Raw genomic sequence first — 22,313 nt, forward strand, 5'->3', positions numbered from 1 at the left:
TCATTGAACTGACATAAATGTGTCGTATTTTGCGACAGGGTTGCCGATAAGGTCGCCGTTGTCGTATGCATTGCCTAGACTCGACCACGCGTACAGCCTTTATCGGTCAGTCACGTCGTTTCTTAATCTCTCGAGGAATTCAAAGCATGCGCCGTGTGGTATTCAATCAGAAGGGGGGAGTCGGCAAATCGAGCATTGCCTGCAATCTGGCTGCAGTCAGCGCTAATGAAGGCTATCGGACCCTGTTGATCGACCTCGATGCCCAGGCCAACTCCACCCAGTACCTGACCGGCCTCACAGGCCACGATATCCCGATGGGGATTGCCGAGTTCTTCAAGCAGACACTGTCTTCCGCACCGTTCGGCAAGAAGAACCACGTCGATATCTACGAGACGCCGTTCGATAACCTGCATGTGGTCACTGCCACGGCAGAACTTGCCGATCTGCAGCCAAAACTCGAGGCCAAGCACAAGATCAACAAGCTTCGCAAACTGCTGGATGAGTTAGGCGAAGACTACGAACGCATCTACCTGGATACGCCTCCTGCGCTTAATTTCTATGCGGTGTCGGCGCTGATTGCGGCAGATCGCGTCCTCATTCCTTTTGATTGCGACAGTTTTTCCCGACAGGCGCTTTATGGCCTGCTTCGGGAAATCGAGGAGTTGAAAGAAGACCACAACGAGAACCTGCAAGTGGAAGGCATCATCGTCAACCAGTTCCAGCCCCGTGCGAGCCTGCCGCAGCAGATGCTGGATGAACTGGTTGCCGAAGGCCTCCCGGTATTGCCGGTCTACCTCAATGCGTCAGTGAAGATGCGTGAGTCTCACGAGGCCTGTCTGCCTCTGGTCCACCTTGATCCGCGGCACAAGCTGACAAGGCAGTTCGTCGACCTGCATCACTTGCTGGAAACCAACGCACATCCTTGAGTTCCAGCGTCAGGGCTTCAGCGCGCCGGCGCGCTTCGGTGATCATGTCCTCGGGAATGTCGATGGCAGCGTCCATGTCGGCCTGGAATGTGTTCTGAGAAGCGATCAGGCGGTTGCTGCCTGACGGGCAACCGCATCGCACTTCGTGACCATGCGTGGCAGCCGCTACAAATTCGTCGATATAGGTTGGATTGCCCTGAGCGATGAAGCCTGCGCTGCCGCACGCCGGGCACCATACCGGGTCGCCCATGAGTGCCACCCGTTGCCCGTCCAGAATCACGCGTGACGAGGTGTTCAACACAAGACCGCCACGGGTGGTCGTATCACCTTCCCTGACTATGAATGGCATAGAGCTGCTTCCTTTGGAGTGTGGAGCGCCGAATGCTAGGTGCAAAACGCCCGCCCGAAGGCCTGAATCAGCCGTTAAGGACCGTTCCTACAGAAAAGTCATCCTGAGGTTGGGAAATGTTGCAGAGCGCGCGGCTTGATCGGCAATCGTTACTCCAGGCGTAATGATTGAGTGGTCTGCTTGATTGATGCCTGGACCTTCCCGCTCCTAAGGTGAACCACGACAGCGAAATCGTGGAGCGATCATGACAACAACAACTTCCCCCGACGCGCGTTGGACGCGCCGCCGCACCGAGAAGCAGCGGCGGCTCGAACAGGTGCGAGCCCTGGCCGACGGCGTGGTGCTGCCGACCGACAGGATCGTCGCAGCGCTGGAGGCCTTGCTGGTGTCCGGTGATCGGGTGGTGCTCGAGGGCAATAACCAGAAACAGGCCGACTTTCTGTCCCGCGCACTCGCAAAGGTCGATCCTGCCAAGGTGCACGACCTGCACATGATCATGCCGAGTGTCGGGCGGTCCGAGCATCTGGACCTGTTCGAACAGGGCATCGCCCGCAAGCTGGACTTCTCCTTCGCCGGTACGCAAAGCCTGCGCATCAGCCAGTTGCTTGAAGACGGCCTGCTGGAAATCGGCGCGATTCACACGTACATCGAGCTGTATTCGCGACTGGTGGTCGACCTGATCCCCAACGTGGTGCTGGCCGCAGGCTTCATGGCCGACAGGGCGGGCAACATCTACACCGGGCCGAGTACCGAAGACACCCCCGCGCTTATTGAACCGGCCGCCTTCAGCGACGGCATCGTCATCGTGCAGGTCAACCAACTGGTCGATGACGTCACTGACCTGCCGCGCGTGGACATTCCCGCTTCCTGGGTCGACTTCGTGGTCGTGGCCGACAAGCCGTTCTACATTGAACCGCTGTTCACCCGTGACCCACGCCACATCAAGCCGGTGCATGTGCTGATGGCGATGATGGCCATCCGTGGCATTTACGAGAAACACAACGTTCAGTCGCTGAATCACGGCATCGGCTTCAACACCGCGGCCATCGAGCTGATCCTGCCGACCTACGGCGAATCACTGGGCCTGAAAGGCAAGATCTGCCGCAACTGGACGCTCAACCCGCACCCGACCCTGATCCCGGCCATTGAAAGCGGCTGGGTCGAGAGTGTGCACTGCTTCGGCACCGAACTGGGCATGGAAAACTACATCGCTGCGCGTCCTGACGTGTTCTTCACCGGGCGCGACGGTTCGCTGCGTTCCAATCGGCAGCTGTGTCAGCTGGCAGGGCAGTACGCAGTGGACCTGTTCATCGGCGCGACCTTGCAGGTCGATGGCGACGGGCACTCCTCGACCGTGACCCGAGGCCGTCTGGCAGGTTTCGGCGGTGCGCCGAATATGGGCCACGACCCGCGCGGCCGTCGCCACGCCACCCCGGCCTGGCTGGACATGCGCCAGCAGACCGATGACGGCCCGGCCGCCTATCTGGAGCGCGGCAAGAAGCTGGTGGTGCAGATGGTCGAAACCTTTCAGGAAGGCGGCAAACCGACCTTCGTCGAAACCCTCGACGCCGTCGAAGTGGCCCGCAAGAGCGGCATGCCGCTGGCACCGATCATGATCTACGGCGATGACGTGACCCACCTGCTGACTGAAGAGGGCATCGCCTATCTCTACAAGGCGCGCAGTCTGGAAGAGCGTCAGGCGATGATTGCCGCTGTGGCAGGCGTGACGGCCATTGGTCTGCGCCACAACCCGAAAGACACCGCCCGCATGCGCCGCGAAGGGCTGATCGCGTTGCCCGAAGACCTTGGCATCCGCCGCACCGACGCCAGTCGCGAGTTGCTGGCTGCGAAAAGCATCGCCGATCTGGTCGAGTGGTCCGGTGGCCTCTATAACCCGCCTGCCAAATTCAGGAGCTGGTGATGAGTGCACTCAAACAGACACCGCAACCCGTCTCACTGCCCGAGCATCTGGCTGACCTGGCCGTCGATGCGCTGATGGACGAAGCCAATCTGTCGCCCAAGCCTGCGCTGGTGGACCGCCGTGGCAATGGTGCGCATACCGATCTGCATCTGGGCCTGATGCACGCGTCGGCCCTGTCGCTCTGGCCGACCTTCAAGCTGATGGCCGAGGCCGCTGCGCAGTTCAAGATCGTTGGGCAGCCGTTGCGTGAAGAGCTGGGACGACTGGGGCGCGAAGGTGAAGTCGCGATGCTGCACACCACGGGCGGCGTGAACACCCATCGCGGCGCGATCTGGGCGTTGGGTCTTCTCGTGACCGCCGCAGCGCTGGACGTCAACGATTGCGCGCCAGCCTCGATCTGCCAGCGCGCTGCGCGTCTGGCGCTGATCGAGGATCGCCAGGTGGTCGCCAGCAACAGCCACGGTAGCATCGTCGCGCAACGCTATGGCGCAATGGGCGCTCGGGAACAGGCGCAACAGGGTTTTCCCGCCGTGATGAATGTCGCGCTGCCGCAATTGCAGCGCAGCCGTGCGGCGGGCAGTGGTGAGCAGAACGCGCGTCTGGATGCGTTGCTGGCAATCATGACCACGTTGGCCGACACCTGCGTGCTGTACCGCGCCGGGCCTGAAGGTCTGCAGGCCATGCAACAGGGCGCGCAACGCGTGCTGGACGCGGGCGGCAGCGCCAGTCTGGCCGGGCGTCGTGAACTGCACGAGCTGGACAAGCAATTGCTGGCCCTCAACGCCTCGCCCGGTGGCGCAGCCGACCTGCTGGCGGCCTGCCTGTTTATTGATGGTCTTGAGCCTGCGCTCTGCTATGTATCGAGTCATGCATCGAGCCCTGCACCGAGGAGTGCCTGATATGGAAACCCTGTCTTTTGAATTCCCCGCCGGACAGCCGCCCAAGGGCCGTGCGCTGGTGGGTTGCGTCGGCTCCGGCGACCTGGAAGTGCTGCTGGAACCCGGACAGCCGGGCAAGCTGACGATTGAAGTGGTGACCTCGGTCAACGGCGCCTCGCTGCGCTGGAAACACCTGTTCGAGCGCATGTTCGACGGCCAGATGCCGCCTGCGCTGAGCATCGATATTCATGACTTCGGCGCGACGCCGGGCGTGGTGCGACTGCGCATGGAACAAGGTTTCGAGGAGGTCGGCCATGACTGATACCGCACGCTTGCTCAACCAGCACAGCTTCATCGAACTCGGCGCCCGCCAGCGCGCCCGCGCCTTGCTGGATGCGGGCAGTTTCCGCGAATTGATCGACCCGTTCGACCGGGTCATGTCGCCCTGGTTGGCGCGCCAGGGTGTGGTGCCCCAGGCCGACGACGGTGTTGTGGTCGCGAAAGGGACGGTCGACGGTTTGCCGGTGGTGATTGCTGCCATCGAAGGCTCGTTTCAGGGCGGCAGCATGGGCGAAGTGGGCGGCGCGAAAATGGCCGGCGCGCTTGAGCTCGCTGCCGATGACAACCGCAACGGCATCCCGACCGCCGCCATTGTGCTGCTGGAAACCGGCGGCGTGCGCTTGCAGGAAGCCAATCTGGGCCTGGCCGCGATTGCCGAGATCCATGCCGCGATGGTCGACCTGCGTCAGTACCAGCCGGTGATCGGTGTGGTGGCAGGCAGCGTCGGCTGTTTTGGCGGCATGTCCATTGCGGCCGGGCTGTGCAGCTACCTGCTGGTGACCCAGGAAGCCCGTCTCGGCCTGAATGGTCCGCAGGTGATCGAGCAGGAAGCGGGCATCGAAGAGTACGACTCCCGCGACCGACCCTTCATCTGGAGCCTGACCGGTGGCGAGCAGCGCTTTGCCAGCGACCTGGTGGACGGTTTTGCCGCCGATGACGTGGCAGCGATCAAACAACAGGTCGGCGACTGGCTCAGGCAGGGCGTGCCTGCGCAGCACCGCAGTGGTCAGCACGCCCTGTTTCTGGAGCGTCTGGCGAATCTGGACACTGCGTCGCAGATCGATCCGCAGACCGTCCGCACCCTCTTTCAAGGAGCCCGGTCATGAGTACTCAGCAACGGGGTTTGAACTGGTTCAACGCATTGAGCGCAGGCGCAACGCCGGTCAGCGATTTGCCTGCGTCGCTCAAGGTGGCCGACGGCACACTGGGCGATCAGCCGGTGCGTTTTCTGGCAGTAGTAGCCGATCCGGATAACCGCTTTCCTCGGGCGCGTCAGGGCGAGGTCGGTCTGCTGGAAGGCTGGGGCCTGGCCAAGGCGGTGGACGAGGCAATCGAGCTGGATCGTGAGCGACCTGACAAGCGCGCGTTGATCGCCATCGTCGATGTGCCCAGTCAGGCCTATGGCCGACGCGAAGAAGCGCTGGGCATTCATCAGGCGCTGGCGGGTGCAGTGGACAGCTATGCACGGGCCCGGCTGGCCGGGCATCCGGTGATCGGGCTGCTGGTCGGCAAGGCGATGTCGGGTGCGTTTCTGGCTCACGGTTATCAGGCCAATCGACTGATCGCCCTGCGTGATCCGGGCGTCATGGTGCATGCGATGGGCAAAGCGTCGGCAGCCCGCGTCACCCTGCGCAGCGTCGAAGAGCTGGAAAAACTCGCCTCGACCATTCCGCCGATGGCGTACGACATCGACAACTACGCCAGCCTGGGTCTGCTGTGGGAAACCCTGTCGGTCAGCCAGATCGAACAACCGGGCGCGGAGGATCTTGTCCAGGTGCGTAACGTGCTTGGCAGTGCAATCAAGGACGTAAAAGCCAGTGGCACTGATCTGAGCAGTCGCCTGGGTGCGAGCAACCGGGCGGCATCGGCTCACGTGCGCCAATTGCTGCGAGCGCAGTGGTGAGGCATTTGTCATCGGCCGTGCTGCCTCACGACTTGTTGTGGGGCATGCCGCTTTCCGCCTTGCCTGAAGACGCGCCTGAGTGGGCCGTCGAAGCAGCGCTGGCTGGTCGGCCGGTGGTGGTGCGCCGTCAGGTCGTGGCGGCGGGGCAGGTTGCGGTGGGTTTGCGCGGTCATGCTCGTGAGCAGCGTTACGCGGCGATCATGGCGTGCGCGGACATTTCCCGTCGGGTCAGTCCGGAGCAACTGGTGGATGTGGTCGACGGTTGTCTGCACGACTGGCCTGCGCTGCGCGCCTTGCGTCTGATTCGTCCCGTTATGGATTCGCTGGAACTGAGTTGGGGCGTGTGTGGCAGTGCCGGATTCGAACTGGCGAGCGGTTTTTCGGCGCTGCATCAGGGCAGCGATCTGGATTTGATCCTGCGCACGCCCCAGCCTGTAGAGCGCTGCTGGGCAGCCGAACTGGTCGAGGCGCTGGAAACAGCCGTCTGCCGGATCGACGTCCAGTTGCAACTCGAACAGGGTGCCGTGGCGCTGCGCGAATGGGCGCGGCCGTCGGGTCGAGTGCTGCTCAAGAGTGCCAGCGGTGCCCGTTTGGTTGCCGATCCATGGCAACTGGCCGAGGTGTGCGCATGAGCAGCTTCTGGGTGTTTCCAGGCCAGGGTGCGCAGCAGGCGAACATGCTGCATCAGTTGCCGGACGATCCCGTGGTTCGCGACTGTCTGCAGGACGCTTCGACAGCGCTGGGTGAAGACGTCATGGCGCTGGACACCGCTCAGGCGCTGCAATCGACCCGGGCCGTTCAGTTATGTCTGCTGATCGCGGGCGTGGCCTGTGCCCGGCTGTTACAGGCGCGGGAATGCACCCCTGATTACGTGGCCGGATTGTCCATCGGGGCCTATCCGGCTGCCGTGATTGCCGGCGCGCTGGCGTTCGACGATGCCGTGCGTCTGGTGGCGCTGCGCGGCGAACTGATGCAAAGCGCCTATCCCGAAGGCTACGGCATGACAGCGGTCATTGGCCTGGATCAGGCGCAGGTCGAGGCGATGATCGCCCAGGTTCATCAGGCCGGGACGCCGGTGTTTCTCGCCAATATCAATGCCGACAATCAGCTCGTCATCGCTGGCAGCGCCGAGGCGATGCGTCAGGTCGGCCAACTCGCCAAGGCTGCGGGTGCGGCCGCCATCAAGCGTCTGGCGGTCAGCGTGCCGTCGCATTGCTCGCTGCTTGAAGCGCCTGCGCAGACGCTGGCCGATGCGTTCGCCAGGGTTGAAATCAGCAAACCGAGCGTGCGCTACCTCAGCGGCAGCACCGCGCGCCCCGTGATGGACGCTGAAAGGTTGCGCGACGATCTGGCTTTCAACATGTGCCGGGTGGTGGATTGGCGCAGCACCGTGGAAACCGCTTACGAGCGGGGCGTGCGCCTGCAGATCGAATTGCCGCCCGGTGCCGTGCTGACCGGACTGGCGCGCCGGGTGTTCGACCAGGGAACGGCGGTGGCCTTTCAGGCCGCACGTCTGGACAGCCTGATCGCGCTATCGCGAGAGGAGGGCGCCCGCACCTGATAGAGACGCCGTGCAGCTGCTACGAAGGACAAAAACAACAACTTCAGCAATGCAAACAGAGGAATAACAACAATGATTATCTACGGTGTGGCGTTTTTGGCGTTTTGTACCCTGGTGGGTATTTTTATCGGTGAAGTGCTCGGCAAATTGATCGGCGTGCCTGCCAATGTCGGCGGTGTCGGTATCGCCATGTTGCTGCTGATCGGGCTCGGCAGTTATCTGAGCAAACGCGGCCTGTTCAAGGGCAAGACTGAACAGGGCGTCGAGTTCTGGAGCGCGATATACATCCCGATCGTGGTCGCAATGGCTGCGCAGCAGAATGTCTATGGCGCGCTCAAGGGCGGCCCGATGGCGATCCTCGCGGGTACGCTGGCCGTGGTGGTGGCCTTCGCGATGGTTCCGGTGCTGACACGCATGGGCAAAGGCCAGACTGAAGTGCCTGCCGCTCCCACCAAGACGGCGGGGTAAGGGCCATGTACGAGTCCATGATAAAAGTCATCACCAGTTACGGGCTGATCAGCGGCTTTGCGGTGATCGGCATCACGATGTGGTTCTCCTATTGGCTTTCGGACACCTTCACCAAAGGTCGCCTGCACGGTTCGGCCATCGCCATCCTGCTGGGGCTGGTGCTGTCGTACATTGGCGGCGCAATGACCGGCGGGCAGAAGGGCGTCGTCGATCTGCCGCTGCTCTCCGGAATCGGTTTGCTGGGCGGCGCGATGCTGCGGGATTTTGCGATTGTCGCCACGGCCTTCGGCGTCAACGTCAATGAGCTCAAGCGGGCGGGCTATGTGGGCGTACTGTCGCTGTTTGTCGGCATCGGCACGTCGTTCATCGCCGGTGTCGCGGTTGCCACTGCGTTCGGTTACACCGATGCGGTCAGCCTGACGACCATTGGCGCAGGGGCCGTGACCTATATCGTCGGTCCAGTCACCGGCGCGGCGATTGGAGCGAGTTCCGAAGTCATGGCGCTGTCCATTGCAGCGGGATTGATCAAGGCGATTCTGGTGATGATCGCGACGCCCTTCGTGGCACCTTTCATTGGCTTGAACAACCCGCGCAGCGCAGTCATCTTCGGCGGGTTGATGGGCACGTCGAGCGGTGTGGCGGGCGGGCTTGCGGCCACCGATCCGAAGCTGGTGCCTTATGGCTGTCTGACTGCGGCGTTCTACACCGCGCTGGGTTGCCTGCTGGGGCCGTCGCTGCTGTTCGTGATCATGCGCGGGCTGTTGGGATAGTCGGGGCACACCTCAGGCGCCGCTGTGCGCTTGAGGTGCGTTGCGTTCAGGTCGAATGCGGTTCCAGCAGCCGGTTCGCATACATCCTGCACTCCGCCACCAATGCGAGCAGGTTGGGATCACGCTCCTTGGATTTGAGAAAGACCATGCCGATGTGCTGCTGCATGCGATAGCGTTGTTGCAGCGGGATCAGCCGCACGCGGTTCTCGTACACCGCCGCAATTCGCCCAGGCAGCAGCGCATAACCCACGCCTGAACTGACCATGCTCAACAGCGTGAAGATGTCGTTGACCTGCATCGCCACCTTGGGCTCGAAGCCAGCCTGCTGGAATACCCGGATGCCATCGCGGTGTGTGGCGAAGCCCTGGGTCAGGGTGATGAACGTCGCTTCACGCAGGTCGCTCAGGTCCACTTCGCTGTGTTCGGCGAACGGCGAGTCGGTCGGCACCGCCAGAAAGATATCGTCCGAGAACAGTGCCAGATGCTCGCAATCCGGGTCGTTGGTGCTTTCGTCCAGCGACACCAGCATCGCGTCCACTTCCATGTTCTTGAGCTTGTAGAGCAGGTCGATGTTGGAACCCAGAATCAGGTCGATATTCAGCTCGCTGCGGCGGATTTTCAGGCCCATGATCAACTGCGGCACCGTCTTGACCGTCAGGGAATACAATGCTCCAAGCCGAAAGCGCGCCGCCGAGAAACCCGCTGCCTGACGCGTTAGTTCCACCGTGGTGATGACGTCGTGCACCAGTTTCTGCGCGCGTTCCTCCAGCACATAGGCACTTTCCAGCGGCGTCAGATTGCGGCCCTCGTGTTTGAACAGCGGGCAGCGCAGGGCACTTTCCAGGGAGTGAATGGCGCGATGCACGCTGACGTTGCTGGTCTGCAATTCCGCCGCCGCGCGGGCCAGGTTTCCGGTGCGCATGAAGGCCAGGAAAATCTCCAGCTTCTTCAGGGTGAGTTCGTCATCAATCTGCATGGCGGGGCGCTTAGTGTTGGGGTGGGTGGATTGTGCACAACTCACTCAAGGTTCGCTGCCCGAAATCTGTGCGGCAGACAGACATGTTGCACTTTGTTTCAATAAACGGGAGCCTCTGCAATCAGTGTCTTCGGTAAAACAGGGTATTACGCGGATGTATTACGGAGAAAAATTCAACGCCTGGTCTCATCTCGTCGGCGCAGTGCTGGCAGCCGTCGGAGCCATCTGGCTGCTGGTGATGGCCAGTCTGCATGGCGATGTCTGGAGAGTGGTCAGCGTGGCGATCTATGGTGTCTGTCTGGTCACTCTTTACAGTGTCTCGACCGTGTACCACAGCGTGAAAGGACGTTCGAAGTCCATCATGCAGAAGGTCGATCACTTTTCGATCTACCTGATGATCGCGGGCAGCTACACGCCGTTCTGCCTCGTGACCCTGCGTGGCGCGTGGGGCTGGACCCTGTTCGGGATTGTCTGGGGGCTGGCGCTGATCGGCATCCTGCAGGAAATCAAACCGCGCTCGGAAGCGCGCATCCTTTCCATCGTCATCTACGCCGTGATGGGCTGGATCGTACTGGTCGCCATCAAACCCCTGCTGGCCTCGCTCGGCGTGGCCGGATTCATCTGGCTGGCGGGCGGCGGCGTGCTGTACACCGTCGGCATCCTGTTCTTCGCCTACGACCACATCCGCCACTGGCACGGCATCTGGCACCTGTTCGTGATCGGCGGCAGCCTGATGCACTTTGTGGCGATCTGTTTTTATGTGCTTTGAGAGTATGTGTTGGGCCAAGGAAAGGGCAGAAACCCATCCTTGATAAGTGAACCTATTTTGGTACACTTTATGAATGAGCAAACCGACACCGACTTTAAATGTTCGATTCTTCTGCACAGATGCAGGTAATGAGCCCGTACGCGAATGGCTGACAGATTTGCCCCGCGATGACCGCAAGGCAATAGGGACTGATATCAAAACAGTGCAGTTCGGCTGGCCTATAGGAATGCCTGTGGTCAGGAAGATGGAGGCTGATCTCTGGGAAGTCAGAACGGATCTGAAAAATACAATTGCCCGAGTACTTTTCACGCTGTCGGGAAACACAATGGTCTTGCTTCACGGCTTCATCAAAAAAAGCGACAAGACCCCAGCGTCTGATCTGGCAGTTGCCAGGCGACGCAAAGCAACAATAGAGAGGGACAAGTCATGACTAAGCACATAGGTTCCGACTTCGATGACTTCCTTGCTGAGCAGGGTCTCGCCGAGGAGGTGTCTGCGGCCGCTCTCAAACGCGTGATTTCATGGCAGCTCGCAGAAACCATGAAACGGCAGAAGGTGAGTAAAAAGGCTTTGGCCGAGCGTATGCACACGAGTCGTTCCGCCGTTGATCGGGCACTTGACCAGAATGACGCAGGTATGACCCTTGCCACGCTGGCAAGTGCTGCACGCGCACTCGGACAAAGAGTTGAGGTGCGGCTTGTGCCCGAATGGGATAAAGCTCACGCGTAAGCGTCACCGCCTCGTTAAAAATCACCCCACAGCTGCTGCGCCACGCTGAGCGCGACGACGGGGGCGGTTTCGGTGCGCAGCACGCGTGGGCCGAGGCGGGCGGCGTGGAAGCCGGCGGTCTGGGCCTGATCGACTTCGGCGTCGTTCAATCCGCCTTCCGGGCCGATCAGGAAAGCCAGGCTGGCCGGTTTTTCGTGGCTGGTCAGTGGTTCGGCAACCGGGTGCAGGACCAGTTTCAGATCTGCTTCGGTCTGTTTCAGCCACTCGGCCAGCGGCATCGGTGGATGAATCACCGGCACCACCGAGCGGCCGCATTGTTCGCAGGCGCTGACCGCAATCTGTTGCCAATGCATCTGGCGTTTTTCAGCGCGCTCGTCCTTTAAGCGTACTTCGCAGCGCTCACTGACGATCGGAGTGATTTCGCTGACGCCCAGCTCGGTCGCCTTCTGAATCGCCCAGTCCATTCGCTCGCCACGCGACAGACCCTGACCCAGATGGATGCGCAGACCGGATTCGACCTGCCCGGCAAAGCATTCATCCAGTTGCACGCGCACGCGCTTCTTGCCGACTTCCAGCAAGGTGCCGCGAAACTCGCTGCCGGAGCCATCGAACAACTGCAGCGCATCGCCCTCGGTCATGCGCAGCACGCGACTGATGTAGTGCGCCTGGGCTTCGGGCAATTCGTGTTCGCCAAGACTCAGCGGCGTGTCGGTGAAAAAACGGGACAGTCTCATGGTGTTTCTCTGTAGGCGTACTGATGTGTATGTCTTGGGAAAAAGCTTTCGCGGACAAGTCCGCTCCTACGAAGTATGCATTCCAAAAGGAGATATGCGTTAGACGTGGGAGCGGACCGGGCGGCGTTCCGCTTGTCCGCGAAGGCGCTCGCCGGATCAGCCCGGATCCCTGAAGTCCGGGTGGAAGTTTTCGCGCACAGCCACGTTGATGCTGCTGCGCGTGGCGATGTCGATGCCTTCGCTGGCGACCTCGGCCAGAAAGTCGATCTGCTCCGGGGTGATCACGTAAGGCGGCAGGAAATACACCACGCTGCCCAGCGGCCTCAACAGCGCGCCGCGTTCCAGGGCATGTTGAAACACCTTCATGCCACGGCGTTCCTGCCATGGGTAGGCGGTCTTGGTGGCCTTGTCCTGAACCATCTCGATGGCAATCGCCATGCCGGTCTGGCGCACTTCGGCCACATGGGGATGATCCACAAGATGCGCCGTAGCGGTCGCCATGCGTTGCGCCAGGGCCTTATTGTTCTCGATGACGTTGTCCTGCTCGAAGATATCCAGCGTCGCCAGCGCCGCCGCACAGGCCAGCGGATTGCCGGTGTAACTGTGTGAATGCAGGAAGGCGCGCAGGGTCGGGTAGTCGTCGTAGAACGCGTCGTAGACATCGTCGGTCGTCAGGCAGGCCGCCAGCGGCAGATAGCCTCCGGTGAGCGCCTTGGACAGGCAGAGGAAATCCGGGCGAATGCCTGCCTGTTCACAGGCGAACATCGTGCCGGTGCGGCCGAACCCAACAGCGATTTCATCGTGGATCAGGTGCACGCCGTAACGGTCACAGGCTTCGCGCAACAGCTTCAGGTAGATCGGGTGATACATGCGCATGCCGCCCGCGCCCTGAATCAGCGGCTCGACGATCACAGCAGCGACGCTGGTATGGTTTTGGGCCAGGGTCTGTTCCATGGCCGCGAACATGTTGCGCGAGTGCTCTTCCCAGCTCATGCCTTCGGGGCGATGGTAGCAGTCGGGGCTCGGGACCTTGATGGTGTCCAGCAGCAGAGCCTTGTAGGTTTCGGTGAACAGCGGCACGTCGCCGACCGACATCGCCGCCATGGTTTCGCCGTGGTAGCTATTGGTCAGGGTCACGAAGCGCTTTTTATCGGGCTGACCGCGATTGAGCCAATAGTGAAAGCTCATTTTCAGCGCGACTTCGATGCAGGACGAACCGTTGTCGGCGTAGAAACAGCGTGTCAGGCCCTCGGGCGTCATCTTGACCAGGCGCTCAGACAGCTCGATCACTGGCTGGTGGCTGAAACCCGCGAGGATCACGTGCTCCAACTGATCGACCTGATCCTTGATGCGTTGATTGATGCGCGGGTTGGCGTGCCCGAATACGTTGACCCACCAGGAGCTGACGGCGTCCAGGTAACGCTTGCCTTCGAAGTCTTCAAGCCACACACCTTCGCCCCGCTTTATAGGGATCAGCGGCAGGTTCTCGTGGTCTTTCATCTGGGTGCAGGGGTGCCACAGGACCTTGAGGTCACGCTGCATCCACTGGTCATTCAGGCCCATTTGCATTCTCCGGGTAGCGACTCGCCCGAGGCGAGGACGAACAATCGCGCAAGCCTATGCAATGCCCGGCTGTGTCACAACCTTTGATGCAGTTTTAAGGGGCGACGGACATTGCTGGCGGCTATCTGATGGCTCGCGTATCCTGCCTCGCTATTCGATGTTCCGGGCTGACTTGCCCAACCTTCCCCTTGTTTTTTCGGAGTTCACGGAATGCTTTCTGGGTGGCTGCGCGCGTGTGCGCTGATAGTGACAGGGCTGGTCAGCGTTTCGACGCTCGCCGATGACAAACAACGAACCGCGATTGTCGTTGGCGGCGGCATGGCAGGCCTGACGGCGGCCTACGAACTGCAGGCCAAGGGCTGGCAGGTCACGCTGCTGGAAGCCAAGCCGAGTCTGGGCGGACGTTCGGGTCTGGCCACCAGCGAATGGATCGGCAACACCAAGGCCCAGCCGGTGCTGAACCGCTATCTGGACACCTTCAAGCTGGCCACTGTGCCTGCTCCCGAGTTCGTGCGCACGCCCAGCTACCTGATCGACGGCGTGTACTTCACCCAGGCGGATCTGGCGGTCAAGCAGCCGGCCACCGCTGAAGCCATCAAGCGTTACAACGACACGCTGGATAACCTGGCGCGCTCCATTACTGATCCGGAAAACCCGGCGTCCAACAGCACCCTGTTCGCACTGGACCAGATCAACGTTGCCAACTGGCTGGATCGCCTGAACCTGCCTGCGACCGCGCGTCAGCTGATCAATCAGCAGATTCGTACCCGTTATGACGAGCCTTCGCGACTGTCGCTGCTGTATTTCGCTCAGCAGTCCAGCGTCTATCGCTCGGTGGATGAGCGCGACCTGCGCGCTTCGCGCCTGCCGGGTGGCAGCACGGTGCTGGCTCAGGCGTTCGTCAAACAGCTGAAAACCATCAAGACCAACTCGCCTGTCTCGTCCGTTGTTCAGGACAAGGACCACGTCACCGTCAAGGCTGGCACCGCAAGCTACACCGCCGACTACCTCGTGATGGCCGTGCCATTGCGTTCGCTGGGCAAGATCCAGATGACGCCGTCGCTGGATGCACAGCACATGGGTGCGATCAAGAGCACCAACTACGGCTGGCGCGACCAGATCATGCTCAAGTTCAAGACCCCGGTCTGGGACAGCAAGGCGCGCATGTCGGGTGAAGTGTTCAGTAACACTGGTCTTGGCATGCTGTGGATCGAGCCTGCGCTCAAGGGCGGCGCCAACGTGGTGATCAACCTGTCCGGCGACAACGCCCGCATCATGCAGGCCTTTGGCGACAAGCAGCTGGTCGATCAGGTGCTGATTCGTCTGCACGCGTTCTACCCCGAAGCTCGTGGCGCCTACACCGGCTACGAAATCCGTCGTTACAGCGTCGACCCCTCGACAGGCGGTTCTTACTTGGCCTTTGGTCCAGGCCAGATCAGCAAATACTGGCGCCTGTGGGAGCGCCCGATCCAGCGTGTAGCGTTTGCTGGCGAGCACACCGATACCCTTTATCCGGGCACGCTGGAAGGCGCGCTGCGCAGCGGTCAGCGTGCGGCCAGTCAGGTTCAGGATCTGGCGGCAGGCAAGTCGTTCGAGCCGGTCAAGGTCGCTCCACCGAAAGCGCCAGCGCCTGCGTCGCAGAAGTCGGAATGTAATTTCTTCACCAGTCTGTTTGGTTGCACTTCCGATAAGCCGGTCGAGCCTGCCAAACCACAAGCTGAGAAACCTGGCTTCTTCTCGCGTCTGTTCGGTGGTTCGGACACGCCGGTAGCCGCGCCTGCGCCTGTCGAGAAAGCGCCAGAGCCCGCGCCTGCACCTGCGCCGGTTCCTGTCGCGCCGGTTGTTGCGCCTGTCGTGACGCCGCCCGCCAAGACTGAGCCGGTCAAGAAGCCTGCTGCCAAGGCGGAGCCTGCGAAGAAGACGCAGCACAAGGAGCCGGCGAAAAAAGAACCGGCCAAGAAAGAACCCGTGAAAAAAGAGCCGGTGAAAAAGGCTCCGGCCAAGACCGATGACGCGAAGAAACCTGCAGCCAAGGCTGCAACCGATACAGCGCCTGCCGACGTCAAGAACTGACGGCAATCGCTGAACAGAAGGGGCACGGTGCAAACCGAGCCCCTTTTTTTATGCCCGGCGAATTCGTTTTATCTTCGGGGCAGACGGTGGGGCCGGTTCGCGTGGGCAATCATGCCGTTCATCGGCATCGAACGGCCGACGGTCCCGGCAAAGTGTTACAGCGCTGAAATTATCGGGATGCTGTGGGCGGTCTGAGACAGAAAAACTTCTGCAAACGATCGATCATATTCTTCGATGCATCAAAGCGAAATTTTGCGCTTTCATTCGATAGATAAAAAGCTAGTCTGGTAACACTTCTGACAAGGTATAGGCAATGCAGCTACGTAACTCATCCTCTCGCTACGGTCTGGTCAGCATGGCGCTGCACTGGGGTGTAGCGGCTGTAGTGGTTGGTTTGTTCGCGTTGGGGCTCTGGATGGTCGGGCTGGATTACTACGATACGTGGCGCAAGGCCGGGCCTGATCTGCACAAGAGCATTGGCATCACGCTGTTTGCAGTCATGCTGATTCGCGTGGTCTGGCGTTTGCTCAGCCCGCCGCCTCCGCCGCTGTCCAGTTACAGCCGCATGACGCGCATCGGTGCCACGTTCGGGCATCTGTTTCTGTATGTCGCACTGTTTGCCCTGATGTTCGCCGGTTACCTGATCTCGACCGCTGATGGCGTAGGGATTCCGGTATTCGGTCTGTTCGAAATACCTGCTCTGGTTTCGGGTCTCCCGGAACAGGCAGAAACCGCTGGCTGGATTCACCTGTATCTGGCCTGGACCGTCGTGATCTTCGCGGGGCTCCATGGCCTGGCTGCACTGAAACACCACTTCATCGATCGCGATGTGACCCTCAAACGTATGTTGGGTCGTCATTGATTGTTCAACCAAAACGGGAATAAAAGCATGTTGAAGAAGTCTCTCGCCGCTCTGGCTTTGGGTACCGCACTGTTGTCCGCTGGCCAGGCAATGGCAGCCGACTATGTTATCGACAAGGAAGGTCAGCACGCTTTCGTTGACTTCAAGATCAGCCACCTGGGTTACAGCTTCATTCACGGCACGTTCAAGGACTGGGACGGCACGTTCAGCTTTGACGCTGCCAAGCCTGAAGCGAGCAAGATCGCGGTCGAACTGAAGACCGCCAGCCTGTTCACCAACCACGCTGAACGTGACAAGCACATCCTGAGCAAGGACTTCCTGGACGCGGGCAAATTCCCTGAAGCCAAGTTCGTGTCCACCAGCGTCAAGTCCACCGGCGAGAAGACTGCCGACGTGACCGGCGACCTGACCCTGCACGGCGTGACCAAGCCAATCGTGATCAAAGCTACCTTCAACGGCGAAGGCAAGGATCCGTGGGGCGGCTACCGTGCCGGCTTCAACGGTACTTCGACGCTGAACCTGAACGACTTCGGCATCAAAGGCCCAGGCCCGACGTCGCAGACGCTGGATCTGGACATCACCTTCGAAGGCGTACAGAAGAAGTAAGTGTTTGCCTGAAACAAAAAACGCCGACCCTTGGGTCGGCGTTTTTGTGTGTGGTGTTTGTGCAGTCAGAGGAAGTGACGCGGAGCGTCACGGGCTGCATGCCCACTCGGAGCACTCATCGTTATACACAAGTCCGCAAGACGCGCAAAACGGGGGGTAAAACGAAAGTGACTGACCATACCCCGTGGGAGGCGGCTTGCCGGCGATGGCGTCGGTTCAGTTACTGATAGATCGCTTCAGAAAAAGCATCGCCGGCAAGCCGCCTCCCACAGTCCGTGGTCGCAGCAAGACTCNGGCACAAGCATGGGCATGATCGGCGCTCTTGAGATCACGCTGATCGTTCCTACGCTCCGCGTGGTAACGCCTCTCAGGACGCTCCGCGTCCGCTTCGGATGTGATGCGCAGCGATGGGTACGATCACAGCGAGCAAACAGTCTGCACAAACAAAAACGCCCCGAGCGAGTCGGGGCGTTTTGTTTGTTGCTCGGCTATCAGCTGTCGCGGTTGCGGGTCAGCAGGGCCGGTTTTTCACCGCGTGGGCGGGCTGGCAACTGATCCAGTTGCTCGGCCGACGGGAAGCGGTCGATCTTGGACTCTTTGTGCACGATCTTCGGCTGTGGCTGACCATCGCGCTGGCTGCGAACTGCCGGTTCCTGCGGCTCGCGAGGTGCGCGGTCTTCACGAGGCGCTGACGGACGACGGTTGCGTGGAGCCTGACCATCACGCGAGCGCGGTGCAGAACCGGTACCTGCACCTGCGCCGTTACGCTTCGGTGCGCCAGTGCCGGAACCTGTACGTGCGCCGCCACCGGTACGACTCGGATTGGCAGGACGCGCTGCGCCACCGGCTGCCGGTGCTGCTGCGCCAGGCGCTGCCGCCGGGCGACGACCACGATTCTGGCCTTTGCCCTGATACGGGCTGACGTAATCAGCGCGGTTGCCGAAGTTATCCACTTCGTCATCCAGGAACTCGTCAGGCGCACGGTCCGACTGCGGGCGGGGTGCAGCGGCCTGCGAGGCACGCTGTTCGCCGCGAGGCGTCCCTTCACGAGGTTTTTTTTCGCGCGGTTGACGGGCAGGGCGTTCGCCACTGGCTGCAGCGGCAGCCGACTTTTCCTTGCCCTTATCCTTTCCCTTGTCGCGGCGACCGCCGTTGTTCTTGTCGCCATCACCACGGGCCGGGCGTGCGCCACGTGGATTGCGAACATCGGGACGCTCACGCACTTCAGGCTTTTCAGCCTCGACTGCAGTGATGTCGAAACCCATCAGATCGCCGTCCGGGATCTTCTGCTTGGTCATGCGCTCGATGCTTTTGAGCAGCTTCTCTTCGTCCGGAGCAACCAGCGAGATCGCCTCGCCCGAACGACCGGCACGGCCAGTACGACCGATGCGGTGAACGTAGTCTTCATCGACGTTCGGCAGCTCGAAGTTGACCACGTGCGGCAACTGATCGATATCCAGACCGCGAGCGGCGATATCGGTGGCGACCATGATACGGACATCGCCCGCCTTGAAATCGGCCAGCGCCTTGGTGCGTGCGTTCTGGCTCTTGTTGCCGTGGATGGCGACGGCAGCGAGGCCATGCTTGTCCAGGTACTCGGCCAGACGGTTCGCGCCGTGCTTGGTGCGGGTGAATACCAGCACCTGTTCCCAGGCGCCGACGGTGATCAGGTGCGCCAGCAGCGAACGCTTGTGGTTGGCCGCCAGACGGAAAACACGTTGCTCGATACGCTCGACCGTGGTGTTCGGCGGCGTGACTTCGATGCGCTCGGGGTTGTGCAGCAGCTTGCCGGCCAACGCCGTGATGTCGCTGGAAAACGTGGCCGAGAACAGTAGGTTCTGACGCTTGGCAGGCAAGCGGGCCAGGACCTTTTTCACGTCGTGGACGAAGCCCATGTCGAGCATCCGGTCCGCTTCATCGAGCACCAGGATTTCAACGTGGGACAGGTCGACACTGCCTTGGCCAGCCAGATCGAGCAGGCGGCCAGGGCAGGCCACCAGTACGTCCACACCGCGGGACATGGCCTGAACCTGTGGGTTCATGCCGACGCCGCCGAAGATGCAGGCACTGACGAACTTCAGGTCGCGGGCATAGATCTTGAAGCTCTCATGCACCTGTGCGGCCAGTTCGCGAGTCGGGGTCAGGACCAGAACGCGAGGTTGACGCGGGCCATGACGCTGGGATTTGTCCGGAACACCATTGGGAAACAGCCGCTCCAGAATAGGGAGGGCGAAACCGCCGGTTTTACCAGTACCTGTCTGTGCCGCAACCATCAGGTCGCGACCTTGCAACACGGCGGGAATGGCCCGCTGTTGCACCGGAGTAGGCTGGGTGTAGCCCGCTGCCTCGATGGCGCGGACTAAAGCCTCGGAGAGACCGAGGGAAGCAAAGGACATGAGTAATCCTGTTCTGTTGGAGCTTAAGCTCAAGGGATGTCTTGCCTGGCGTGAATGGCGTGTAAAGACAACGCGATCCCGTCCGGTCCTGCGGGGTCTTCAGCCTTCTCCTGACGCCTGCACGGGATGAAAAGTGTGCTGTTGGCGTGAGCGAGGTAGCGTTTGCAAGACCGAGCGTCCGGGCGTAAGCCTGGCGGGAAGGCTGGAGTATAACAGAGCGAAAGCAATACGCCGCTTTCCTGCTGCCCAACGGTGTATTGCGCCGCGATCTCCCGGAAATTGTCAGGGAAATCGCGGTATTGCAGCGGCTGTCAGCGTGGCAGTTTGAGGTTGTTCCAGACTGCCAGGCTCGGATCCGCCTGATTCAGGGTGTAAAAGTGCAGGCCGGGGGCGCCGCCTTGCAGCAGTCGCTCGCACATTTCAGTGATGACTTCTTCACCGAACGACTGGATGCTTTGTACGTCATCGCCGTACGCTTCCAGCTGCTTGCGGATCCAGCGCGGGATCTCCGCACCGCAGGCGTCGGAGAAGCGTGCCAGCTTGCTGTAGTTGGTGATCGGCATGATGCCCGGCACGATAGGGATGTTCACGCCCATCTTCTGCACGCGCTCGACGAAGTAGAAATAGCTGTCGGCGTTGAAGAAATACTGGGTGATCGCACTGTCGGCACCGGCGTTGGCCTTGTTGACGAAGTGCTTGAGGTCATCTTCGAAGTTGCGGGCCTGTGGGTGCATTTCCGGGTAGGCGGCGACTTCGATGTGGAAGTGGCTGCCGGTCTCTTCGCGAATGAAGCTGACCAGATCATTGGCGTGACGCAGCTCACCGCTGGCCATGCCCATGCCGGAAGGCAGGTCGCCGCGTAGCGCAACGATGCGCTTGATACCGGCTTCCTGATACTGGCTCAGCAGACCGCGCAGGTCAGCCTTGCTGTCACCCACGCACGACAGGTGCGGGGCGGCCGGTACTTTGACTTCGTTTTCCAGCTGCAGCACGGTGTTGAGCGTGCGGTCGCGGGTCGAACCCCCGGCACCGTAGGTGCAGGAGAAAAAATCCGGGTTGTAGCTTGCCAGCTGACGGGCAACGTTCAGCAGCTTTTCATGTCCAGCGTCGGTCTTGGTGGGGAAGAACTCGAAGCTGTAGCGACGTTCTTGGCTCATGGAGGCCGATCTCATCTTAAAGCGAACGGGGAGGTCGCAGAGTGGGAGCGGACTTGTCCGCGAAGAAATCTGCTTATCAACGAAAGACGGGTGATAGATCAGATGCCTTAGCGGACAAGTCCGCTCCCACAGGTCTCATCTGCCTGCTACCGGAGCGTGCGGTGTCGAGACACCGAACGTTCCGGGCAGGCGATGAATCAGTAGCGGTAAGCGTGTGGCTTGAACGGACCTTCGACGGTCACGCCGATGTAGTCGGCCTGGGTCTTGGTCAGTTTGGTCACGACGCCGCCGAAACCGCGGACCATTTCCAGGGCCACTTCTTCGTCGAGTTTCTTCGGCAGTACTTCAACGGTCAGGCGCTCGGCTTTCTGGGCTGGCGACAGGTTGGCGTACTTCTGTTCGAACAGGAAGATCTGAGCCAGAACCTGGTTGGCGAACGAGCCATCCATGATGCGGCTCGGGTGGCCAGTGGCGTTGCCCAGGTTCACCAGACGGCCTTCGGCCAGCAGGATCAGGTAGTCATCGTTCTGTGCATCGAACGCGCCAGGGCCGGTGCGGTGGATCTTGTGAACCTGTGGCTTCACTTCTTCCCATGCCCAGTTCTTGCGCATGAAAGCGGTGTCGATTTCGTTGTCGAAGTGACCGATGTTGCAGACCACGGCACGCTTCTTCAATGCCTTGAGCATGTTGGCATCGCAGACGTTGACGTTACCGGTGGTGGTGACGATCAGGTCGATCTTGCCCAGCAGCGCCTTGTCGATGCTCGCTTCGGTGCCGTCGTTCTCGCCGTCGATGAACGGGGAAACCAGCTCGAAACCGTCCATGCACGCCTGCATCGCGCAGATCGGGTCGACTTCGGTCACTTTGACGATCATGCCTTCCTGACGCAGGGACTGGGCCGAGCCCTTGCCCACGTCACCGTAGCCGATCACCAGCGCCTGCTTGCCGGACAGCAAGTGGTCGGTGCCGCGCTTGATGGCGTCGTTCAGGCTGTGACGGCAGCCGTATTTGTTGTCGTTCTTGCTCTTGGTCACCGAGTCGTTGACGTTGATGGCCGGGATCTTCAGTTCGCCCTTGGCCAGCATGTCCAGCAGACGGTGAACGCCGGTGGTGGTTTCTTCGGTGACGCCATGGATCTTGTCCAGCATCGCCGGGTATTTCTTGTGGATGATCTCGGTCAGGTCGCCGCCGTCGTCGAGGATCATGTTGGCGTCCCAAGGCTGACCGTCCTTCAGGATGGTCTGCTCGATGCACCACTCGTACTCTTCTTCGGTCTCGCCTTTCCAGGCGAACACAGGGATACCGGCAGCAGCAATGGCAGCAGCGGCCTGATCCTGAGTAGAGAAAATGTTGCAGGACGACCAGCGTACTTCGGCACCCAGGGCAACCAGGGTTTCGATCAGCACGGCAGTCTGAATGGTCATGTGGATGCAGCCGAGGATTTTCGCGCCTTTCAAAGGCTGCTCACCGGCGTACTTGCGGCGCAGGCCCATCAGGGCTGGCATTTCGGATTCGGCGATGATGGTTTCGCGACGGCCCCAGGCAGCCAGGGAAATGTCGGCAACCTTGAAATCGTTGAATTCTGCGGGCGTGATTACAGCACTCATTGAGA

22 protein-coding genes and 1 pseudogene are annotated in these 22,313 nt (G+C 60.8%); 16 read left to right on the forward strand and 7 right to left on the reverse strand.

The annotated features are described in order from the left end of the window. The first annotated feature begins 146 nt into the window (after positions 1–146). The gene (locus AO065_RS25150; RefSeq protein WP_004880345.1) at positions 147–926 is read left to right on the forward strand and encodes a ParA family protein; all 780 of its coding nucleotides are present in this window, start codon (positions 147–149) and stop codon (positions 924–926) included. Here AO065_RS25150 and AO065_RS26865 read toward each other — a convergent pair. Then, a pseudogene (locus AO065_RS26865) lies at positions 904–1,275 on the reverse strand (PAAR domain-containing protein); the annotation flags it as partial. The gene AO065_RS25150 and the pseudogene AO065_RS26865 sit on opposite strands and share 23 nt — an antisense overlap. A 244-nt stretch (positions 1,276–1,519) precedes the next feature. On the opposite strand from AO065_RS26865, the gene mdcA reads away from it, so the two are divergent. From mdcA to madM, 9 genes are all read left to right on the forward strand, one after another. Further along, the gene (gene mdcA, locus AO065_RS25155) at positions 1,520–3,196 is read left to right on the forward strand and encodes a malonate decarboxylase subunit alpha (RefSeq protein WP_004880343.1); all 1,677 of its coding nucleotides are present in this window, start codon (positions 1,520–1,522) and stop codon (positions 3,194–3,196) included. Continuing rightward, positions 3,196–4,095, forward strand: coding sequence for a triphosphoribosyl-dephospho-CoA synthase (locus AO065_RS25160; protein ID WP_004880340.1), 900 nt, complete (start codon positions 3,196–3,198; stop codon positions 4,093–4,095). Before mdcA ends, AO065_RS25160 begins: the two co-directional genes overlap by 1 nt. A gap of 1 nt (position 4,096) precedes the next feature. Next, positions 4,097–4,396 (forward strand): malonate decarboxylase subunit delta, encoded by a 300-nt coding sequence (locus AO065_RS25165; protein ID WP_004880339.1) that lies wholly within the window; start codon positions 4,097–4,099, stop codon positions 4,394–4,396. After that, a complete protein-coding gene (locus AO065_RS25170; RefSeq protein WP_004880336.1) occupies positions 4,389–5,240 on the forward strand; it encodes a biotin-independent malonate decarboxylase subunit beta in 852 nt (283 codons plus the stop codon). Before AO065_RS25165 ends, AO065_RS25170 begins: the two co-directional genes overlap by 8 nt. Beyond that, complete coding sequence (mdcE, locus tag AO065_RS25175; RefSeq protein WP_004880335.1) at positions 5,237–6,037, forward strand: biotin-independent malonate decarboxylase subunit gamma; 801 nt, start codon at positions 5,237–5,239, stop codon at positions 6,035–6,037. The genes AO065_RS25170 and mdcE overlap by 4 nt, the downstream gene beginning before the upstream one ends. A 5-nt stretch (positions 6,038–6,042) precedes the next feature. Further along, positions 6,043–6,669, forward strand: a complete 627-nt coding sequence (locus AO065_RS25180; RefSeq protein ID WP_004880332.1) for a malonate decarboxylase holo-ACP synthase — start codon at positions 6,043–6,045, stop codon at positions 6,667–6,669. After that, the gene (gene mdcH / locus AO065_RS25185) at positions 6,666–7,598 is read left to right on the forward strand and encodes a malonate decarboxylase subunit epsilon (RefSeq protein ID WP_004880330.1); all 933 of its coding nucleotides are present in this window, start codon (positions 6,666–6,668) and stop codon (positions 7,596–7,598) included. Before AO065_RS25180 ends, mdcH begins: the two co-directional genes overlap by 4 nt. 72 nt (positions 7,599–7,670) lie before the next feature. After that, a complete protein-coding gene (gene madL, locus AO065_RS25190; protein WP_004880328.1) occupies positions 7,671–8,066 on the forward strand; it encodes a malonate transporter subunit MadL in 396 nt (131 codons plus the stop codon). Between the two features lie 5 nt (positions 8,067–8,071). Continuing rightward, positions 8,072–8,836: a malonate transporter subunit MadM gene (gene madM, locus AO065_RS25195; RefSeq protein ID WP_004880326.1), complete on the forward strand. Its 765-nt coding sequence runs from the start codon at positions 8,072–8,074 to the stop codon at positions 8,834–8,836. A 46-nt stretch (positions 8,837–8,882) separates the two neighbouring features. Here the strand turns inward: madM and AO065_RS25200 are convergent, their stop codons facing one another. Beyond that, on the reverse strand, positions 8,883–9,812 hold the full coding sequence (locus AO065_RS25200) for a LysR family transcriptional regulator (RefSeq protein ID WP_004880324.1): 930 nt from the start codon (positions 9,810–9,812) through the stop codon (positions 8,883–8,885). Positions 9,813–9,966: 154 nt separating this feature from the next. Here AO065_RS25200 and trhA point away from each other — a divergent pair, with 154 nt between their 5' ends. The 3 genes from trhA to AO065_RS25215 all read left to right on the forward strand — a co-directional run bounded on the left by trhA (position 9,967) and on the right by AO065_RS25215 (position 11,310). Continuing rightward, positions 9,967–10,581, forward strand: a complete 615-nt coding sequence (gene trhA, locus AO065_RS25205; RefSeq protein ID WP_004880322.1) for a PAQR family membrane homeostasis protein TrhA — start codon at positions 9,967–9,969, stop codon at positions 10,579–10,581. A gap of 73 nt (positions 10,582–10,654) precedes the next feature. Then, the gene (locus AO065_RS25210) at positions 10,655–11,011 is read left to right on the forward strand and encodes a type II toxin-antitoxin system RelE/ParE family toxin (RefSeq protein ID WP_032650523.1); all 357 of its coding nucleotides are present in this window, start codon (positions 10,655–10,657) and stop codon (positions 11,009–11,011) included. Beyond that, positions 11,008–11,310: a helix-turn-helix domain-containing protein gene (locus AO065_RS25215; protein ID WP_004880317.1), complete on the forward strand. Its 303-nt coding sequence runs from the start codon at positions 11,008–11,010 to the stop codon at positions 11,308–11,310. The genes AO065_RS25210 and AO065_RS25215 overlap by 4 nt, the downstream gene beginning before the upstream one ends. 14 nt (positions 11,311–11,324) lie before the next feature. Here AO065_RS25215 and AO065_RS25220 read toward each other — a convergent pair whose 3' ends face one another. Both AO065_RS25220 and AO065_RS25225 read right to left on the reverse strand, forming a co-directional pair. Beyond that, complete coding sequence (locus AO065_RS25220) at positions 11,325–12,044, reverse strand: 16S rRNA (uracil(1498)-N(3))-methyltransferase (protein ID WP_004880315.1); 720 nt, start codon at positions 12,042–12,044, stop codon at positions 11,325–11,327. 156 nt (positions 12,045–12,200) lie between these two features. After that, positions 12,201–13,607 (reverse strand): adenosylmethionine--8-amino-7-oxononanoate transaminase, encoded by a 1,407-nt coding sequence (locus tag AO065_RS25225; protein ID WP_004880313.1) that lies wholly within the window; start codon positions 13,605–13,607, stop codon positions 12,201–12,203. Between the two features lie 210 nt (positions 13,608–13,817). On the opposite strand from AO065_RS25225, the gene AO065_RS25230 reads away from it, so the two are divergent. The 3 genes from AO065_RS25230 to AO065_RS25240 all read left to right on the forward strand — a co-directional run bounded on the left by AO065_RS25230 (position 13,818) and on the right by AO065_RS25240 (position 17,148). Then, positions 13,818–15,680 (forward strand): FAD-dependent oxidoreductase, encoded by a 1,863-nt coding sequence (locus tag AO065_RS25230; RefSeq protein ID WP_004880312.1) that lies wholly within the window; start codon positions 13,818–13,820, stop codon positions 15,678–15,680. A gap of 313 nt (positions 15,681–15,993) precedes the next feature. Next, complete coding sequence (locus tag AO065_RS25235) at positions 15,994–16,542, forward strand: cytochrome b (protein ID WP_004880310.1); 549 nt, start codon at positions 15,994–15,996, stop codon at positions 16,540–16,542. A gap of 27 nt (positions 16,543–16,569) precedes the next feature. Then, complete coding sequence (locus AO065_RS25240) at positions 16,570–17,148, forward strand: YceI family protein (RefSeq protein WP_004880308.1); 579 nt, start codon at positions 16,570–16,572, stop codon at positions 17,146–17,148. 491 nt (positions 17,149–17,639) lie between these two features. Here the strand turns inward: AO065_RS25240 and AO065_RS25245 are convergent, their stop codons facing one another. The 3 genes from AO065_RS25245 to ahcY all read right to left on the reverse strand — a co-directional run bounded on the left by AO065_RS25245 (position 17,640) and on the right by ahcY (position 22,308). Then, positions 17,640–19,544, reverse strand: a complete 1,905-nt coding sequence (locus AO065_RS25245) for an RNA helicase RhlE2 (protein WP_004880294.1) — start codon at positions 19,542–19,544, stop codon at positions 17,640–17,642. Between the two features lie 311 nt (positions 19,545–19,855). Further along, positions 19,856–20,716 carry a methylenetetrahydrofolate reductase [NAD(P)H] gene (metF, locus tag AO065_RS25250; RefSeq protein ID WP_257013800.1) on the reverse strand — a complete coding sequence of 287 codons (861 nt, stop codon included), beginning with the start codon at positions 20,714–20,716 and terminating at the stop codon, positions 19,856–19,858. A gap of 182 nt (positions 20,717–20,898) precedes the next feature. Next, positions 20,899–22,308, reverse strand: coding sequence for an adenosylhomocysteinase (ahcY, locus tag AO065_RS25255; protein ID WP_004880290.1), 1,410 nt, complete (start codon positions 22,306–22,308; stop codon positions 20,899–20,901). Positions 22,309–22,313 lie beyond the last annotated feature (5 nt).

It is taken from the genome of Pseudomonas viridiflava, assembly GCF_001642795.1.
Taxonomy (GTDB): Bacteria; Pseudomonadota; Gammaproteobacteria; order Pseudomonadales; family Pseudomonadaceae; genus Aquipseudomonas; species Aquipseudomonas viridiflava.

Coding starts and splice junctions, on each gene's coding strand:
- mdcH (WP_004880330.1), top strand. CDS start 6,666: ATGAGCAGCTTCTGGGTGTTTCCAGGCCAGGGTGCGCAGCAGGCGAAC.
- AO065_RS25200 (WP_004880324.1), bottom strand. CDS start 9,812: ATGCAGATTGATGACGAACTCACCCTGAAGAAGCTGGAGATTTTCCTG.
- madL (WP_004880328.1), top strand. CDS start 7,671: ATGATTATCTACGGTGTGGCGTTTTTGGCGTTTTGTACCCTGGTGGGT.
- AO065_RS25240 (WP_004880308.1), top strand. CDS start 16,570: ATGTTGAAGAAGTCTCTCGCCGCTCTGGCTTTGGGTACCGCACTGTTG.
- metF (WP_257013800.1), bottom strand. CDS start 20,716: ATGAGATCGGCCTCCATGAGCCAAGAACGTCGCTACAGCTTCGAGTTC.
- AO065_RS25160 (WP_004880340.1), top strand. CDS start 3,196: ATGAGTGCACTCAAACAGACACCGCAACCCGTCTCACTGCCCGAGCAT.
- AO065_RS25210 (WP_032650523.1), top strand. CDS start 10,655: ATGAGCAAACCGACACCGACTTTAAATGTTCGATTCTTCTGCACAGAT.
- ahcY (WP_004880290.1), bottom strand. CDS start 22,308: ATGAGTGCTGTAATCACGCCCGCAGAATTCAACGATTTCAAGGTTGCC.
- mdcA (WP_004880343.1), top strand. CDS start 1,520: ATGACAACAACAACTTCCCCCGACGCGCGTTGGACGCGCCGCCGCACC.
- AO065_RS25220 (WP_004880315.1), bottom strand. CDS start 12,044: ATGAGACTGTCCCGTTTTTTCACCGACACGCCGCTGAGTCTTGGCGAA.
- trhA (WP_004880322.1), top strand. CDS start 9,967: ATGTATTACGGAGAAAAATTCAACGCCTGGTCTCATCTCGTCGGCGCA.
- madM (WP_004880326.1), top strand. CDS start 8,072: ATGTACGAGTCCATGATAAAAGTCATCACCAGTTACGGGCTGATCAGC.
- AO065_RS25230 (WP_004880312.1), top strand. CDS start 13,818: ATGCTTTCTGGGTGGCTGCGCGCGTGTGCGCTGATAGTGACAGGGCTG.
- AO065_RS25215 (WP_004880317.1), top strand. CDS start 11,008: ATGACTAAGCACATAGGTTCCGACTTCGATGACTTCCTTGCTGAGCAG.
- AO065_RS25165 (WP_004880339.1), top strand. CDS start 4,097: ATGGAAACCCTGTCTTTTGAATTCCCCGCCGGACAGCCGCCCAAGGGC.
- AO065_RS25150 (WP_004880345.1), top strand. CDS start 147: ATGCGCCGTGTGGTATTCAATCAGAAGGGGGGAGTCGGCAAATCGAGC.
- AO065_RS25235 (WP_004880310.1), top strand. CDS start 15,994: ATGCAGCTACGTAACTCATCCTCTCGCTACGGTCTGGTCAGCATGGCG.
- AO065_RS25170 (WP_004880336.1), top strand. CDS start 4,389: ATGACTGATACCGCACGCTTGCTCAACCAGCACAGCTTCATCGAACTC.
- AO065_RS25245 (WP_004880294.1), bottom strand. CDS start 19,544: ATGTCCTTTGCTTCCCTCGGTCTCTCCGAGGCTTTAGTCCGCGCCATC.
- mdcE (WP_004880335.1), top strand. CDS start 5,237: ATGAGTACTCAGCAACGGGGTTTGAACTGGTTCAACGCATTGAGCGCA.
- AO065_RS25225 (WP_004880313.1), bottom strand. CDS start 13,607: ATGGGCCTGAATGACCAGTGGATGCAGCGTGACCTCAAGGTCCTGTGG.